The organism is Pseudosulfitobacter pseudonitzschiae, assembly GCF_002222635.1.
In the GTDB taxonomy this organism is placed as follows: Bacteria; Pseudomonadota; Alphaproteobacteria; order Rhodobacterales; family Rhodobacteraceae; genus Pseudosulfitobacter; species Pseudosulfitobacter pseudonitzschiae_A.
The window spans coordinates 3063989-3079246 of sequence record NZ_CP022415.1 but is presented as its reverse complement, the minus strand read 5'-3'; the positions used below and the strand labels follow the sequence as shown (position 1 = coordinate 3079246).

General features: G+C 58.3%; 12 protein-coding genes. 6 read left to right on the top strand and 6 right to left on the bottom strand.

Annotated elements, in window-relative coordinates; translation table 11 throughout:
* Positions 1 to 33: 33 nt before the first annotated feature.
* Positions 34 to 4563, top strand: a complete 4530-nt coding sequence (gene gltB, locus SULPSESMR1_RS15165) for a glutamate synthase large subunit (RefSeq protein ID WP_089421619.1) — start codon at positions 34 to 36, stop codon at positions 4561 to 4563.
* A 22-nt stretch (positions 4564 to 4585) separates the two neighbouring features.
* On the opposite strand, the gene SULPSESMR1_RS15160 is transcribed toward gltB, so the two are convergent.
* Positions 4586 to 4837 (bottom strand): hypothetical protein, encoded by a 252-nt coding sequence (locus SULPSESMR1_RS15160; RefSeq protein ID WP_089421618.1) that lies wholly within the window; start codon positions 4835 to 4837, stop codon positions 4586 to 4588.
* 343 nt (positions 4838 to 5180) lie between these two features.
* Between SULPSESMR1_RS15160 and mtgA the strand changes: the two genes are divergently transcribed.
* From mtgA to SULPSESMR1_RS15140, 4 genes are all read left to right on the top strand, one after another.
* Positions 5181 to 5906 (top strand): monofunctional biosynthetic peptidoglycan transglycosylase, encoded by a 726-nt coding sequence (gene mtgA / locus SULPSESMR1_RS15155; RefSeq protein WP_089421617.1) that lies wholly within the window; start codon positions 5181 to 5183, stop codon positions 5904 to 5906.
* Between the two features lie 61 nt (positions 5907 to 5967).
* Positions 5968 to 6633 carry an FtsZ-binding protein FzlA gene (fzlA, locus tag SULPSESMR1_RS15150; protein ID WP_089421616.1) on the top strand — a complete coding sequence of 222 codons (666 nt, stop codon included), beginning with the start codon at positions 5968 to 5970 and terminating at the stop codon, positions 6631 to 6633.
* 72 nt (positions 6634 to 6705) lie between these two features.
* On the top strand, positions 6706 to 7734 hold the full coding sequence (queG, locus tag SULPSESMR1_RS15145) for a tRNA epoxyqueuosine(34) reductase QueG (RefSeq protein WP_089421614.1): 1029 nt from the start codon (positions 6706 to 6708) through the stop codon (positions 7732 to 7734).
* Complete coding sequence (locus tag SULPSESMR1_RS15140) at positions 7734 to 9740, top strand: hydantoinase/oxoprolinase N-terminal domain-containing protein (protein WP_089421612.1); 2007 nt, start codon at positions 7734 to 7736, stop codon at positions 9738 to 9740. The genes queG and SULPSESMR1_RS15140 overlap by 1 nt, the downstream gene beginning before the upstream one ends.
* Positions 9741 to 9756: 16 nt before the next feature.
* Here the strand turns inward: SULPSESMR1_RS15140 and msrA are convergent, their stop codons facing one another.
* Entirely contained in the window at positions 9757 to 10263 is a 507-nt protein-coding gene (gene msrA, locus SULPSESMR1_RS15135; RefSeq protein WP_089421610.1) for a peptide-methionine (S)-S-oxide reductase MsrA, read from the bottom strand.
* Complete coding sequence (gene msrB, locus SULPSESMR1_RS15130; RefSeq protein ID WP_089421608.1) at positions 10260 to 10709, bottom strand: peptide-methionine (R)-S-oxide reductase MsrB; 450 nt, start codon at positions 10707 to 10709, stop codon at positions 10260 to 10262. Before msrB ends, msrA begins: the two co-directional genes overlap by 4 nt.
* Before the next feature lie 148 nt (positions 10710 to 10857).
* Here msrB and SULPSESMR1_RS15125 point away from each other — a divergent pair, with 148 nt between their 5' ends.
* Entirely contained in the window at positions 10858 to 11391 is a 534-nt protein-coding gene (locus SULPSESMR1_RS15125) for a glutathione peroxidase (protein WP_089421606.1), read from the top strand.
* Positions 11392 to 11559: 168 nt separating this feature from the next.
* Here SULPSESMR1_RS15125 and SULPSESMR1_RS15120 read toward each other — a convergent pair whose 3' ends face one another.
* From SULPSESMR1_RS15120 to SULPSESMR1_RS15110, 3 genes are all read right to left on the bottom strand, one after another.
* A complete protein-coding gene (locus SULPSESMR1_RS15120) occupies positions 11560 to 13425 on the bottom strand; it encodes a polysaccharide biosynthesis protein (RefSeq protein ID WP_345889515.1) in 1866 nt (621 codons plus the stop codon).
* Between the two features lie 216 nt (positions 13426 to 13641).
* On the bottom strand, positions 13642 to 14307 hold the full coding sequence (locus SULPSESMR1_RS15115; RefSeq protein ID WP_089421602.1) for a sugar transferase: 666 nt from the start codon (positions 14305 to 14307) through the stop codon (positions 13642 to 13644).
* 112 nt (positions 14308 to 14419) lie between these two features.
* The gene (locus tag SULPSESMR1_RS15110; RefSeq protein ID WP_275888370.1) at positions 14420 to 15136 is read right to left on the bottom strand and encodes an NAD-dependent epimerase/dehydratase family protein; all 717 of its coding nucleotides are present in this window, start codon (positions 15134 to 15136) and stop codon (positions 14420 to 14422) included.
* Positions 15137 to 15258 lie beyond the last annotated feature (122 nt).

Genomic DNA, 15258 nt, shown 5'->3' with positions numbered 1-15258 from the left:
CGCGATTTTCGCGCCCGTAGAAGGAGACGACCAATGACCAAATATGATGCAGACTGGGTCCGGGCCGAGGAAGCCAAACGCAAATTCATGGCCGAAAATGGTCTTTATACCGAGGAAGAAGAACATTCTTCCTGCGGCGTTGGTCTTGTGGTCAACATTGATGGCTCGAAAAGCCGCGCGGTTGTTGAAAACGGCATCGCCGCACTGAAAGCGATCTGGCACCGCGGTGCTGTTGATGCTGACGGTAAGACAGGTGATGGCGCGGGCATTCACGTACAAATTCCCGTGCCGTTCTTCTATGACCAGATCGAGCGCACCGGCCACCGTCCGCGCAAAGACCAGTTGATTGCCGTCGGTCAGGTGTTCCTGCCGCGCACCAACTTTGCCGCTCAGGAAACCTGCCGTACGATCGTGGAATCCGAAGTGCTGCGTATGGGCTACAACATCTATGGATGGCGCCACGTTCCGGTGAATGTCGCTTGCCTGGGTGAAAAGGCCAACGCGACCCGCCCCGAGATTGAACAGATCCTGATTTCGAACAGCAAGGGCGTGGATGAAGAGACGTTCGAGCGCGAGCTTTACGTGATCCGTCGTCGCATCGAAAAGGCGGCGCTGGCAGCGCAAGCACCCCAACTTTATATCGCGTCGCTGTCGTGCCGCAGCATCATCTACAAAGGTATGATGCTGGCCGAGCAGGTCGCCGATTTCTATCCCGACCTGATGGACGACCGCTTTGAGAGCGCCTTTGCGATCTATCACCAGCGCTATTCCACCAACACGTTCCCGCAGTGGTGGCTGGCGCAGCCGTTCCGCATGTTGGCCCACAACGGCGAGATCAACACGCTCAAGGGTAACCTGAACTGGATGAGAAGCCACGAGATACGGATGGCTTCCAGCACCTTTGGCGAGATGGCAGAAGACATCAAGCCCATCGTGGCAAGCGGTTCGTCCGACTCAGCCGCGCTGGATGCTGTGTTCGAGGTGTTGGTGCGCGCGGGGCGCAACGCGCCGATGGCGAAAACCATGTTGGTGCCTGAATCATGGTCCAAACAGGCGGTGGAACTGCCGCAGGCATGGCGCGATATGTATTCCTACTGCAACTCGGTGATCGAACCTTGGGACGGCCCCGCCGCTCTGGCGATGACCGATGGTCGCTGGGTCTGTGCCGGTCTGGACCGCAACGGCCTGCGCCCGATGCGCTATGTCGTAACCAACGATGGCATGGTCATTGCAGGCTCAGAAGCGGGCATGGTGCCGCTGGACGAATCCCGCATTGTACGCAAGGGCGCGCTGGGTCCGGGCCAGTTGCTGGCTGTCGACATGACCGAAGGCAAACTGTTCGACGATGCCCAGATCAAGGATCAGTTGGCGGCCTCGCAGCCCTTTGGTGACTGGGTCGGCAAGATCAAGGAACTGGGTGACAGCTTTGGCGCGGTTGATGAAAAGGCGCTGTTTGCCGGGGGTGAATTGCGCCGTCGCCAGATTGCTGCCGGTTTCAGCGTCGAAGATCTGGAGCAGGTTCTGGCCCCGATGGCCGAAGATGGCAAAGAGGCGCTGGCGTCGATGGGCGATGATACGCCGTCTGCTGTACTGTCGAAAATGTACCGCCCGCTCAGCCATTTCTTCCGCCAGAACTTTAGTCAGGTGACAAACCCGCCCATCGACAGCCTGCGCGAATTCCGCGTGATGAGCCTGAAGACGCGGTTCGGCAACCTTAAGAACGTGCTGGATGAAGACAGCAGCCAGACCGAAATCCTGACGCTGGACAGCCCTTTTGTCGGCAACGCGCAATGGGACGAGCTAACGACGCATTTCAACGCCAATCTGGTCGAGATCGACTGTACCTTTGCACCCGGTGAAAACACATTGAGTGCCAATCTGGCCCGCATCCGCGCCGAGGCCGAGGACGCGGTGCGTTCGGGGGCCGGCCACATCGTTCTGACTGATCATCACAGCAATGCTGAAAAAGTGGCGATGCCGATGATTCTGGCGACTTCGGCTGTTCACTCGCACCTGACCCGCAAGGGTTTGCGCACATTCTGTTCGTTGAACGTACGGTGTGCGGAATGTATGGATGCGCATTACTTCGCGGTTCTGGTCGGGTGCGGCGCGACCATCGTCAACGCCTATCTGGCCGAGGATTCCATCGCCGACCGCATTGAGCGTGGCCTGCTGGACGGCAATCTGACGGAGGCCATCGTGCGCTACCGCGAGGCGATCGACCAAGGGTTGCTGAAAATTCTGGCCAAAATGGGCATTAGTGTTGTGTCGTCCTATCGCGGGGGCCTGAATTTCGAGGCCGTCGGGCTGAGCCGCGCGATGTGCGCCGAATATTTCCCCGGAATGACCAGCCGGATCAGCGGCATTGGTGTTACCGGTATCCAGTCCAAGGTTGAAGAAGTTCACGCACGAGGCTGGCTGAGCGATGCAGTTCTGCCCATCGGTGGCTTTTATAAAGCCCGCACATCCGGTGAGACCCACGCATGGGAAGCCACGTCGATGCACATGCTTCAAATGGCGTGTAACCGCGCGTCGTTCGAATTGTGGAAGCAATACAGCGCCAAGATGCGAAGCAACCCGCCGATTCATCTGCGCGACCTGCTGGACATCAAACCACTGGGCAAACCGGTTCCGTTGGAAGAGGTCGAAAGCATCACCTCGATCCGCAAACGGTTTGTGACGCCTGGCATGTCGCTAGGCGCCCTGTCACCCGAGGCGCACAAGACCCTGAACGTCGCGATGAACCGCATCGGTGCAAAATCCGACAGTGGTGAAGGTGGCGAAGACCCCGCACATTTTGTGCCCGAGGCGAACGGTGACAACCCGTCTGCCAAGATCAAACAGGTGGCGTCGGGCCGGTTTGGTGTTACAGCCGAATACCTGAACCAGTGCGAAGAGCTAGAAATCAAGGTGGCGCAGGGCGCCAAGCCCGGAGAAGGTGGCCAGTTGCCCGGTATGAAGGTCACAGACCTGATCGCTCGGCTGCGGCATTCGACCAAGGGGGTGACGCTGATCTCGCCTCCGCCGCACCACGACATCTATTCGATCGAGGATCTTGCCCAGCTGATCTACGACCTTAAGCAGATCAACCCACGCTGCAAAGTCACCGTGAAACTGGTTGCCTCTAGCGGTGTTGGCACGATCGCGGCGGGTGTGGCCAAGGCCAAGGCGGACATTATCCTGATCTCGGGGCACAACGGCGGCACCGGCGCATCACCTGCGACGTCGATCAAATATGCGGGTCTGCCGTGGGAAATGGGCCTGACCGAAGCGCATCAGGTTCTGGCGATGAACAACCTGCGCGACCGTGTCACGCTGCGGACCGATGGCGGGCTGCGCACGGGGCGCGACATTGTCATGGCCGCGATGATGGGTGCCGAGGAATACGGTATCGGCACAGCCGCGCTGATCGCGATGGGCTGTATCATGGTGCGTCAGTGCCAGTCGAACACCTGCCCCGTCGGTGTGTGTACCCAAGACGAAGCATTGCGGGACAAGTTCACAGGCAACGCCGACAAAGTGGTCAACCTGATTACCTTCTATGCGCAGGAAGTACGCGAGCTGTTGGCATCAATCGGGGCGCGGTCGCTGGCCGATGTAATCGGGCGCGCTGACCTGCTGGCACAGGTGTCGCGCGGGTCGGCCCATCTGGATGATCTGGACCTGAACCCGCTGCTGATTACCGTCGATGGCGCATCGGAAATCGTCTATGACCGTGACAAGCCGCGCAATGCTGTGCTGGACACTCTGGACGCCAAGATCGTGCGCGATGCAGCACGTTTTCTGGAAGACGGTGAGAAAATGCAGCTGTCCTATGCTGTGCAGAACACGCACCGCACCGTGGGCACTCGCACTTCCAGCCATATTGTCCGCAAATTCGGTATGCGCAACTCACTCCAGCCCGACCACCTGACGGTGAAGCTGACAGGTTCGGCTGGACAATCCTTGGGTGCCTTTGCCGCGCCGGGGCTGAAACTGGAGGTATCGGGCGACGCCAACGACTATGTCGGCAAGGGTCTGTCGGGCGGCACCATCGTGGTACGCCCGCCAATGTCATCGTCCATTATCGCGTCTGAAAACACCATCATCGGCAACACGGTGCTTTATGGTGCGACAGCGGGCAATTTGTTCGCAGCGGGCCGTGCAGGCGAACGCTTTGCCGTGCGCAATTCGGGCGCATCGGTGGTGATCGAAGGCTGCGGAAGCAACGGTTGCGAATATATGACCGGCGGTGTGGCGGTCATTCTGGGAGAGATCGGTGCAAACTTTGGCGCGGGTATGACCGGCGGCATGGCGTATCTGTATGACCCAGAGGGAAAATCCTTGGCGATGATGAATATGGAAACGCTGGTGACCTGCCCCGTGACCGTAGACCACTGGCGCACCCAGTTGGAAACATTGTTGCAGCGGCATCTTGAGGAAACTGGCAGCCAGAAGGCGGCTGATATACTTCAGCACTGGGATATCGAGCAGAAGCATTTCATGCAGGTCTGCCCGAAAGAGATGCTTGTGCATCTGCCAGCGCCGCTGTCCATCGAGGAAAAAGCAATCCCGGCAGAGTAAGAACAGGTGGGGCCTTCTGGCCCTATCTCTGCAACATGGCGGCACGCGCATTGCGCATGCGCGCGGCGTTATCGCGTGATCCTACATAGGTATTTTCTGCCAATATGTCGGCCACGCGGCCTATGTTGGTGCCCATTTTGGCGGCGATAACGGTTTCATCATTTCCGGTCCAGCTCAGCAGCCAAACAGTGGCAGCATCAGCATAGCTGAGCACGGCTGGCTGTGGTGTGGTCGACAGTCCGGCAGTGCCGGACGCGTTGAGTGCGGTAATCATCCCGAGGTCTCCATATTGCGTTGCGGGAGTTGCAGAATACGACAACTGTGCCGTTCGAAGAGATTAGCACGAAGTCAGGCGCAATCGGACCTATTAACGATTTGGTATTTCTTAAACTTTTCTGAATTCACGCCGTCGTTGTGCCACAGCTTTTGGCATTTTGCGCCTCATCTTTTGAAAGTCGCAACATCTAGGGTCTATCTGTGGAGGACAACGCCTACCCTGGTGCACCGCAGTAGTTGTAACCATGAACAGGTTTGGTTGGATTTTAAGCACTGCGGGCTTTTGTAAGCTGGCAAACCCAAAGATTGCGGGCCTGTAACGGGACGTCTATAGCTGATGGATGGCCCGAAAAAAGACCCGTAAAAGCACCAAGACCAAAACGGCAGCGCGCCCCCGATGGACGCGGCTGCTGTTTCGCTGGTGGCTGCGGACTGTCAGTGTTGTCTTTCTTCTGATGGTGACTTTGGTGTTGCTGTTTTCGGTCGTGAACCCGCCCACTACCATTTACATGATGCAGGAATCGCGCCGTCTTGGCGCGCTTGATCAGCAATGGGTGCCGTTGAAGAACGTGGCCCCTGCAATGGCTCGTGCCGTCGTTGCTGCTGAAGATGCGAATTTTTGCAATCACTGGGGTTTTGATCTGATCGCAATTCGTACCGCCATCGCAGAGGGGTCTGGCCGTGGCGCGTCGACGATCAGCCAGCAGGTCGTCAAGAACGTCTATCTCTGGCATGGGCGCAACTGGTCGCGTAAGGTACTTGAGGCGCTGATGACACCATTGGTCGAGGCACTGTGGTCCAAACGCCGGATCATCGAGGTTTATCTGAACGTGGTCGAATTCGACGAGGGTGTGTTTGGCGTCAAAGCGGCTGCCCGTCACTATTTTGGCGTCGGTCCCGAAGCGCTGAGCGATGTGCAGGCTGCGCGTCTGGCGGCCATCTTGCCGCTGCCAAAAGAGCGATCCGCCAGCAACCCCAGCAATTCCGTCCGGCGGCGCGCCGCCGCTGTACTGGATGGGGCGGCAACAATCGACGTGGATGGTCGGGCAACCTGTTTCCAGAGTTGAAAAGGTCCGTCTGCCCGTGCAAGGAAGGTGAACGCTTCTTTCACCTATCAGCGGATGTTCTATGGCCCGTATGTTTCACGTTCCCCTGTCCCCGTTCTGTCGCAAGGTCCGTCTAAGCCTTGCCGAGAAGAAGATCGGGGTTGATCTGGTTGAAGAGAAATACTGGGAGGCTGACGCCGACTTTTTGCGCCGCAACCCTGCCGCCAAGGTGCCGGTGCTGCAACTGGACGGTATCACCATGTCGGAAAGCGGCCCGATCTGCGAGTATCTCGAAGAAACACGGCCCGAGCCGTCATTGTTGCCCAAGGATCCGGTCGCACGGCTGGAGGTGCGGCGACTGGTCAATTGGTTCGACGATAAATTTCACAACGAGGTCACGTCGAAACTGCTCTACGAGCGGGTGAACAAAAAGATGATGGGGCAGGGCTATCCTGATTCGAAGAATGTGAAAGCTGGAGCCAAAGCGATCAAATACCATCTGGATTACATGACATGGCTGTTAGACCATCGCCGTTGGCTGGCGGGCGATCAAATGACGCTGGCCGATTTCGCGGCTGCGGCGCATCTGTCTTCGCTGGACTATATTTCGGACGTTGACTGGAACCGGTCGGCGGTGGTCAAGGACTGGTATGCCAAGATCAAAAGCCGTCCGGCGTTTCGCAATATTCTGGCCGATCAGGTTCCCGGCTTTCCGCCCCCACGGCATTACAATGACCTCGACTTCTGAGGCACACGCGATACCGGGGCCACGCTTTTTGCCCTGCGGCCCTATTCGGGGATTTCTTGAATCAGAGACGACATGGACCTGAAGCAACAGGTCATCGCCCGCGCTCTTGAAGAAGGGTTTGTGATGGCGCGTGTCTGTAGGCCGGATTCAGTGCCAGAGGCAGCGCCGCGATTAGAGGCCTTTGTTGCGGCAGGTTATCACGGCCAGATGGGCTGGATGGAAGACCGGATGCACTGGCGTGGCAACCCCGCAGCGCTGTGGCCCGAAGCGCGGTCGGTGATCATGTTGGCCGAAAGCTATGCGCCGGAATACGATCCGATGAGTTTACTGGAAGCACGTGAGCGCGGCGTGATTTCATCCTATGCGCAGGGCCGCGATTATCATGACATCGTCAAGAAACGGCTTAAACGATTGGGGCGGTGGTTGATTGAGACCTCCGGAGGCGAGATCAAGGTTTTTGTCGATACAGCACCCGTGCCGGAAAAGGCATTGGGGCAGGCGGCGGGGTTGGGATGGCAGGGCAAACACACCAGCCTGCTGAGCCGTGATTGGGGAAATTGGGCCTTTTTAGGCTCTGTTTTTACGACGCTGAAACTGGAGCCCGACACGCCCGAAGTGGGGCATTGCGGGTCTTGTACGGCTTGTCTGGATGTCTGCCCGACCGATGCGTTTCCGGGCCCCTACCAGATGGACGCGCGGCGCTGTATTTCCTATTTGACGATTGAGCACAAAGGTCCGGTGGATCTGGAGCTGCGGGCCAAGATGGGCAACCGCATTTACGGCTGCGATGACTGTCTGGCGGTCTGCCCGTGGAACAAGTTCGCGGTTGCGGCCAGCGATATGCGCTATCACGGCGGGGTGGGTGCGCCTCCTCTGGCCGAACTGGTGGCGCTGGACGATGCAGCGTTTCGGTTGCGATTTTCCGGTTCTCCAGTCAAGCGGATCGGTCGGGATAGATTTGTCCGCAACGTATTGTACGCAATCGGAAATTCAGGTGTCGCGGATCTACTACCGGCGGCTCAGGCACTGTGTGAAGATGCGGATGCGACGGTGGCCGATGCGGCGCGCTGGGCAGTGGCGAGATTGAAGGGAACAGCCTGATGGCGATCTTGTTGGGTGTAGACACAGGCGGAACCTATACAGATGCGGTGTTGATTCGTGACGAGAAGGTGGTGATTGCAAGCGCCAAGGTGCTGACCACGCGGCAGGATCTGGCGATTAGCGTTGGTGCGGCGGTGCGTGCGGTGCTGGCACAGTCGGGGGTGGCTGCCGAACAGGTCACGATGGCGTCGTTGTCTACCACACTGGCCACGAATGCGCTGGTCGAGGGGCAGGGCGGTCGCGTGGCGCTGGTTTATATTGGATTTCGCGAGCGGGATCTGGATGCACACGGACTGCGCGAGGCGTTGAAGGGTGACCCCTATATTGTGCTGGACGGCGGGCATGACCATGCTGGCGTGCAGGTGGCCACACTGGACGAAGCCGCACTGATCGCCTTTTTAGAGACGCATAAGGAAGATGTGAGCGGCTTTGCCGTGGCCGCACAATTCGGTACACGAAATCCGGCGCATGAAGTTCGGGCGGCGGAATTGGTCACGCAGATCACCGGGCGGCCTGTGTCGGCGTCGCACCAACTGTCTGCCAAGCTGAACGGTCCAAAGCGGGCGCTGACGGCAGTGCTAAATGCGCGGCTGATCGGGCTGACACTGCGGCTGATCAAGCGGGCCGAGCAGGTGCTGGCGGATCTGGGCATAACTGCGCCGTTGATGGTGGTGCGTGGTGACGGTGCACTGATGAGTGCGGCACAAGCCCGCGCTCGGCCAATCGAAACGATCCTGAGCGGACCTGCGGCGTCGATTGTCGGGGCGCGTTGGATGACAGGGGCCGAGACAGCTTTGGTCAGTGACATTGGCGGGACGACGACGGACGTGGCGATGCTGAAGAACGGGCGTCCGGCGATTGACCCGGCCGGTGCGCGGGTGGGCCCGTACCGGACAATGGTCGAAGCGGTGGCAATGCGCACCACGGGGCTGGGCGGCGACAGTGAGGTGCATTTCACCGTCGAGGGGTTGCAAGGTGGGGTGACGCTGGGACCGCGCAGGCTGTTGCCTGTGTCGTTGATAGCGCACGAGGCCGCAGACGTGGTTTTGCCAGTGTTAGAGCAGCAATTACGCAGCGCTACACCGGGGGAACATGACGCCAGATTTGTCCGCGCGGTTCAGGGTGTCGAGGCGCACGGGCTGCCTGAACGGGATGCGGATCTGCTGAACCGGATCGGCACCGGCGTTTGGCCTTTGGGCAAGGTGTTGAAATCACGCATGGAGACAGGCGCGCTCAAGCGTTTGGTCGAGCGTGGTTTGGTGCAGGTCGCAGGTGTGACACCTTCGGATGCCGCGCATGAGCTGGGTGTGGTCTCTGCGTGGGACACAGATGCAGCGCGGATGGCATTGGAACTGTTCGGCAGACGGCGAACAGGCGCAGGCGTGATGCTGGCGCGTGATCCGCAGGCAGTGGCGCAGATTATCGTGGATCAGTTGACCCACCAGACCGGATTGGCCTTGTTAGAGGCTGCTTTTTCCGAAGATCCGCAGGATTTTGGTCTGTCCGCCGAAGTATTGGCCCGCCATGTGCTGATGCAACGCGGGTTGGGGCGCCACGCAGGTGTTGTGCGGATTGATACCGGCCTGAACGTGCCCGTGATCGGATTGGGTGCATCGGCTGCCAGTTATTATCCGGCGGTGGGCGACCTGATGGGGTGTGAGATGATCCTGCCGGAACACGCAGGTGTTGCCAATGCCATCGGCGCGGTCGTGGGGCGGGTGACGATGCGGCGCAGTGGGACTGTAACCTCGCCCAGCGAAGGGCGGTTTCGCGTGCATCTGGACAGCGGCCCCGAGGATTTCATGGCCTCGGACGCGGCTCTGACACGGCTGGAAACGGCCCTGCGCACGGCAGCCCGTTCGGACGCCGAGGCAGCCGGTGCAGGGGATATCCAGATACGAGTTGAGCGGGACATTCGCACCGCCGAAGCCGAAGCACGGCAGGTGTTTGTCGAAGCGACGCTTACCGTCGAAGCGTCAGGCCGCCCGCGCGTGGCGGACGGCTGATTTGCCTTTTTAGGGTCTATTCTGCCGCGCGTCGGGGCAGCACCCAACCGGGACGCACAAAGTGACATGTATAGCCATTGGGGATGCGTTCCAGATAGTCCTGATGCTCTGGTTCGGCTTCCCAAAAGTCGCCAACCGGTTCCACTTCTGTCACGACTTTACCGGGCCAGATGCCCGACGCTTCGACGTCCGCTATGGTGTCCAGTGCCACGGCTTTTTGCGCGTCATCGACGTAGTAGATCGCCGAGCGATAGCTTAGGCCGACATCGTTGCCCTGGCGGTTGGGCGTGGTCGGGTCATGAATCTGAAAGAAGAACTCTAACAACTCGCGGTACGAAACAACGGCAGGATCAAAGATGATCTCGATGCCCTCGGCGTGGGTGCCGTGGTTGCGATAGGTCGCATTCGGAACGTCACCGCCCGTGTATCCGACACGGGTGGATTTTACGCCGGGCCGTTTGCGGATCAAATCTTCCATTCCCCAGAAACAGCCGCCGGCCAATACTGCGCGTGCGTCGCTCATGCCACGTCCTCCACTTGGTTGATGTAGTCGCCATAGCCTTCGGCTTCCATGTCGTCACGGTGGACGAACCGCAAAGACGCCGAGTTGATACAATAACGCAGGCCGCCGCGGTCACGGGGGCCGTCGGGAAACACGTGACCCAAGTGGCTGTCACCGTGGGTGCTGCGCACTTCAGTGCGGATCATACCAAGGCTGGAATCACGCAATTCGTTCACATGGGCGGGTTCGATCGGCTTGGTGAAGCTGGGCCAGCCACAGCCGCTTTCGTATTTGTCAGCTGACGCGAACAGTGGCTCGCCCGAGACGATGTCAACGTAGATGCCGGGTTCTTTGTTGTCCAAAAGCTTGCCGGTGCCGGGGCGCTCGGTGCCGCTTTGTTGGGTGATGTGGAATTCTTCGGGCGACAGGCGCGCGATGGCGTCGGGATCTTTTGTATAAGTGGCCATTGGTGCCTCCTTCGGGTCAGAGTTACTTTGTCCATTAAATGGGGCGTCGCGGGGAAAATCAAAGGGATGTTACAACACGATAACACAAAGGACAGTGATCCGTTTAGCCCTGCCGCCCGTATCTTTTTTAGCCGGCAGGAGATTTCACATGCGTGCCTTCGCCCGATTGTTTTCCGCGTTACTGACCAGCTTCTGGTTCGCAAGCGTCGCGTGGGCCGGAATGGCAGGGTACAGCTTTGACAGTATTGACGGTGGCACGATTGATACAGGTGACTGGGCGGGGCGACCGGTGTTGGTGGTGAACACTGCTTCGCAATGTGCCTTTACTCCGCAATACGCCGAACTTCAGGCGCTCTATGACCGGTACAAGGCGCAGGGACTGGTCGTGCTGGCCGTACCATCTGACGACTTCCGTCAAGAGCTGAACAGCTCCGAAGAGGTCAAGGCGTTTTGCGAACTGACATTCGGGCTGGATATGCCGATGACCGACATCACCCACGTGCGTGGCGCCAAGGCGCATCCATTCTATGCTGGGGTGAAAGCCGAGACCGGCTTTGTCCCGGGTTGGAATTTTCACAAGGTGCTGATTGGACCGGACGGTCAGGTCACCGCAACATGGGGCGCGCGCACCCGTCCTATGTCGGCGGAAGTCACTGGGGTGATTGAGGGGCTTTTGAACTGAGCATCGTTGCTGCTGGTGCAATTTATTAGGCGCGCCTAGTCGAGGCTTCCTTTTGAATTTTAGTGTGCCTGCACTGTTGTTGCGCTACCCACGCATTCTGCAGTGGCATCTGTCCTTGATCTTAGCGACCTTTTGCGCAGCGTTCTGGCGAGAACTGACCAAACGCCGTCATGACATCGGGTTGAATTTTGGCGCGTTTTCAAACTGCTCGCGCACGGCAAGTGAATACCCTTCAACCCAGCGCATCGCGACATCCTTGGCGGCCTGTTCATCGCTGGCAGCAAGGGCCGCACGCAAACTGCGCAGCGCGCTTGCAATTTCGATTTCAGACAAGGCCGCCTCGTCTGCCGAAAAAATCTTGCGGTGACCGGTGCCGACCATATTACCGGTCAGGGACAATTCTTCGGTCATTTTTTCGCCCGGGCGCAGGCCGGTAAATTCGATTTCAATGTCACCCTCGGGGTAGTTGGCGTCGCGCACCGTATAGCCCGCACTTTCAATGACCTGACGGGCAAGGCGTTCGATGGGAACTGGTTTGCCCATATCCAGAACATAGATTTCACCGCCTTTGGCCATGGCACCGGCGCGCAGCACCAGATGCACGGCCTCTTGTGCGGTCATGAAATAGCGCGACACATCGCGGTGGGTCACGGTGATCGGGCCGCCACGGCGCAGTTGCTCTTGAAACAGTGGCACGACCGAGCCTGACGACCCCAGAACGTTGCCAAAGCGCACCATCGTATAAATTGGTCCTTCGCCGAAAGGGACACGCGTGGCCAGATCACGCACCACGAATTCCGCCAGACGCTTGGACGCGCCCATAACGTTAGACGGGCGCACAGCCTTGTCCGAACTGATCAGGATAAACCGCTCGACTCCTGCGGTCGCAGCCTCTGTGGCGAGAGTCTGGGTGCCCAGCACATTGTTGGTCAGACCTGTCAGTGGGTTGGTTTCGACCAGGGGCACATGTTTGTAGGCGGCAGCGTGCAGCACCACCTGAATGTTGTGTTTCGTCAGAATGCGCCGCACCTGCAGCGTGTCGGTGACAGTTCCCAGAACCGGAACAATCTCAACTTCTATATCTTCGGCGATTTGCCGAAGTTCCATATCAACTTTATACAGGGCCACTTCGCTTAGTTCGAACAGCACCATTTTCGCTGGGTGGCACTGCAAAACCTGACGGCACAATTCCGACCCGATCGAACCACCCGCGCCTGAAATCAGGATGGTTTTGCCCTCGTAGCTTTCGATTCCACCCGCGCCCGTGACGCTTGAGACTTCATCGCGGTTCAGGAATAGTTTCGGTTCGACATCGGTCAACTTATCGACCAGCGCCTCTTCTCCGATCAGCTGTGCAAAGGAGGGCAAAGCTTGAACCTCAAACCCCATTTTCTGCAACCGCCGCGAGATTTGCGCCTGTTTCGGAAGACTGAGTGACGGCAGGGCCAGCAAAACGCGGTCAATCTGCTTTTCGGCGGCGATTTCCGCGATGCGCACCGGCGAATAGACCGGCAGACGCGCGACCACCAGGCCGTGCAGTGCTCTGCTGTCATCCACAAAGGCGACGGGTTCGATTTTTTCATGGTTGCGCAGCGCCGACACCAGCTGGGTGCCCGTCGTGCCCGCACCATAGATCAGAACGCGGCAACGGACCGCGGACCGGCGATAGATCGCCAGAACGATTTGCAATAATACCGCGCGGCTGATGACCGAAAAGATGAAAAAGCTGGTGCCAAAAACGATATGCGTTGCCACCGTGACCGGAATTTGCGCCGCGGTGGTCAACAAGACAGACACCAACACCAGCGCCACGGAATAGGCACCTGTCAAACCGATTGCCGCCGATTCATAAGCGTTCAGTTGGATTGTCGAAACGCCCAGCAGCACAGATAATGCCCCCGAAATAACCAGAAAAACGGGCAAAACCGGCAAATAGGCCAGCATCATCGAAAGTATGCTTTGCCCGCCGCTGCTGTGCAGAGATAATGCCAGCAAAAGCGCAAGCGGCACCAACATTGAATCGACCGCAAGCATGATGTTACGCTTTTGGGAACGCGACAAAGATTTAACGAAGCTCAACATGTAGTGTCCCCACGATTTGGAAAGCTAAACGGGTATCAGCGTATTTCGGTTCAACGCTTTGCCAAACCAGTCTGGGACGCTGCACCGGCGCAATGCACACGCAGCATGATTAGCCAGCAGTTTGGCTATCAATAGTTAAAGAATAGAGAATATGATGAGACTATGGGTCTACGGAGAACGATCCGGTCCACTGTGTAAGCCATCAGAAGTCTCTGTGATGGAGCGCCGCCTGCGAAACAGGTTTCCGATGGTCTGAAAAACCAGATCAATGTCCCAGCAGGTCGACTGGTTGCGCTGATACATAATATCCAGCCGGGCTTTGCGCGGGATGCAGATGCGCGTATAGATGTCATCAGTTTCCGCTGGCGTTTCGCACCGAGCAAGAAGCCAATCCTCGTGTTTGTGGAACATAATGGTGGCCAGTCCGGTTACTCCGGGTCGTGATTTCAGCACTTCACTGTAAAGCTCGGGGAAACGTTCGACGTATTCGCGTAGCGGCGGGCGCGGTCCGACAAAGCTGAGATCGCCCCTAAGGATATTCCAGAGCTGCGGAAATTCATCCAGCCGCTTGGCCCGCAATTTTGCACCCAGCGGGGTAATCCGTTGCTGCTTGTAACCACCAGACACGCCTGCGTCTTCGTTGACCACAGTCATGGTGCGGAATTTCCACAAGCCAAAGGGTTGGGTCGGCGTTTTCATGCGTTCCGAGACATAGAACAGCGGCCGACCCTGTTTGATCAGTATATAACAGACCAGCCACAGGATGATCGGACCAAGGATGATCACCAGCAAGCTGGCAAAAAACAGGTCAAATATGCGCTTGTGCCATGTCATTTTGGGCCTTGTGCCTGATGCCAATCGGCGACGATGCCTTCGGCGGTACTGCAGCTTGGGGCAAAAGGGACCAATGTGGCAAGCGTGTCGGTGTTCAGGGTCACGTCCCAGATCACATGATCGCCAGGCGTGCGTGGCTGCCAGGGCAGTCCGGCGGCATCCAGCACAGCGCCCATTTGCACCCCCCCCGGAGCCGCAATGTTGAGCACCGGGGGGGTGCTTTGGCATCCATCACAAACGCCAACGTGCGGGCAAAAGTCTGCGGCCCAATGTAGCTGCGGCAGGGCGTGCTGCCATCAGGACGCGCGTCCAGCGTCATGCCGTTATGCCAACCGCCCAAGATTGCGTCAGAACCGGCCACATTGCCGATGCGCAGGCATGTCACTGGTGCGCCGGTCGCCAGAGCGGATTGTTCCATCGCCAGCTTTGCCTGACCATAGGGCGACACTGGCACGCAAGCGTCCGTTTCATACAAATTCGCTCCGCCCGCGCCGTAAACCGATGCAGATGAGGCCAGAAACACCCGCGCACCCTGTGCTGCCTGAATCGCGGCAATCGCCAGATCGGTGTTATACTGCAATGTATGGGCCGCGTTGCCGATCACGCCCGCCAGACACAAGATACTGTCTGCGCCGACGCACAGATCTTTCAACCCTTTGGGATCGTTCAGAATATCCACCTTGTGAAAGCCGACCCTTTCGGTTCTGGTCTGCCACACCACCGCGTCCCCCTGCCAGAACTGGCGTAGAACAGCGCCCAAACGCCCTGTGGCTCCTAAAACCACGTGGCGCTTAAACTTGACATCAGGGTGTGTTGACGTTGACGGCATGAGGGCATTCAGTATCTTGCCGCAAAGAAAAGTCCAACGTGTCTGCATTGTCCTGCCGGCTGATTCGGATGGAAATGTGTCGCCCGGGGGGCAAACAGCACCATGACAGGTGTTGTCACGTT

What these genes read in the sequence shown, in the direction of transcription:
- gltB (WP_089421619.1), top strand. Translation starts at nt 34, where the DNA reads ATGACCAAATATGATGCAGACTGGGTCCGGGCCGAGGAAGCCAAACGC.
- SULPSESMR1_RS15160 (WP_089421618.1), bottom strand. Translation starts at nt 4,837, where the DNA reads ATGATTACCGCACTCAACGCGTCCGGCACTGCCGGACTGTCGACCACA.
- mtgA (WP_089421617.1), top strand. Translation starts at nt 5,181, where the DNA reads ATGGCCCGAAAAAAGACCCGTAAAAGCACCAAGACCAAAACGGCAGCG.
- fzlA (WP_089421616.1), top strand. Translation starts at nt 5,968, where the DNA reads ATGGCCCGTATGTTTCACGTTCCCCTGTCCCCGTTCTGTCGCAAGGTC.
- queG (WP_089421614.1), top strand. Translation starts at nt 6,706, where the DNA reads ATGGACCTGAAGCAACAGGTCATCGCCCGCGCTCTTGAAGAAGGGTTT.
- SULPSESMR1_RS15140 (WP_089421612.1), top strand. Translation starts at nt 7,734, where the DNA reads ATGGCGATCTTGTTGGGTGTAGACACAGGCGGAACCTATACAGATGCG.
- msrA (WP_089421610.1), bottom strand. Translation starts at nt 10,263, where the DNA reads ATGAGCGACGCACGCGCAGTATTGGCCGGCGGCTGTTTCTGGGGAATG.
- msrB (WP_089421608.1), bottom strand. Translation starts at nt 10,709, where the DNA reads ATGGCCACTTATACAAAAGATCCCGACGCCATCGCGCGCCTGTCGCCC.
- SULPSESMR1_RS15125 (WP_089421606.1), top strand. Translation starts at nt 10,858, where the DNA reads ATGCGTGCCTTCGCCCGATTGTTTTCCGCGTTACTGACCAGCTTCTGG.
- SULPSESMR1_RS15120 (WP_345889515.1), bottom strand. Translation starts at nt 13,425, where the DNA reads ATGCTTGCGGTCGATTCAATGTTGGTGCCGCTTGCGCTTTTGCTGGCA.
- SULPSESMR1_RS15115 (WP_089421602.1), bottom strand. Translation starts at nt 14,307, where the DNA reads ATGACATGGCACAAGCGCATATTTGACCTGTTTTTTGCCAGCTTGCTG.
- SULPSESMR1_RS15110 (WP_275888370.1), bottom strand. Translation starts at nt 15,136, where the DNA reads ATGCCGTCAACGTCAACACACCCTGATGTCAAGTTTAAGCGCCACGTG.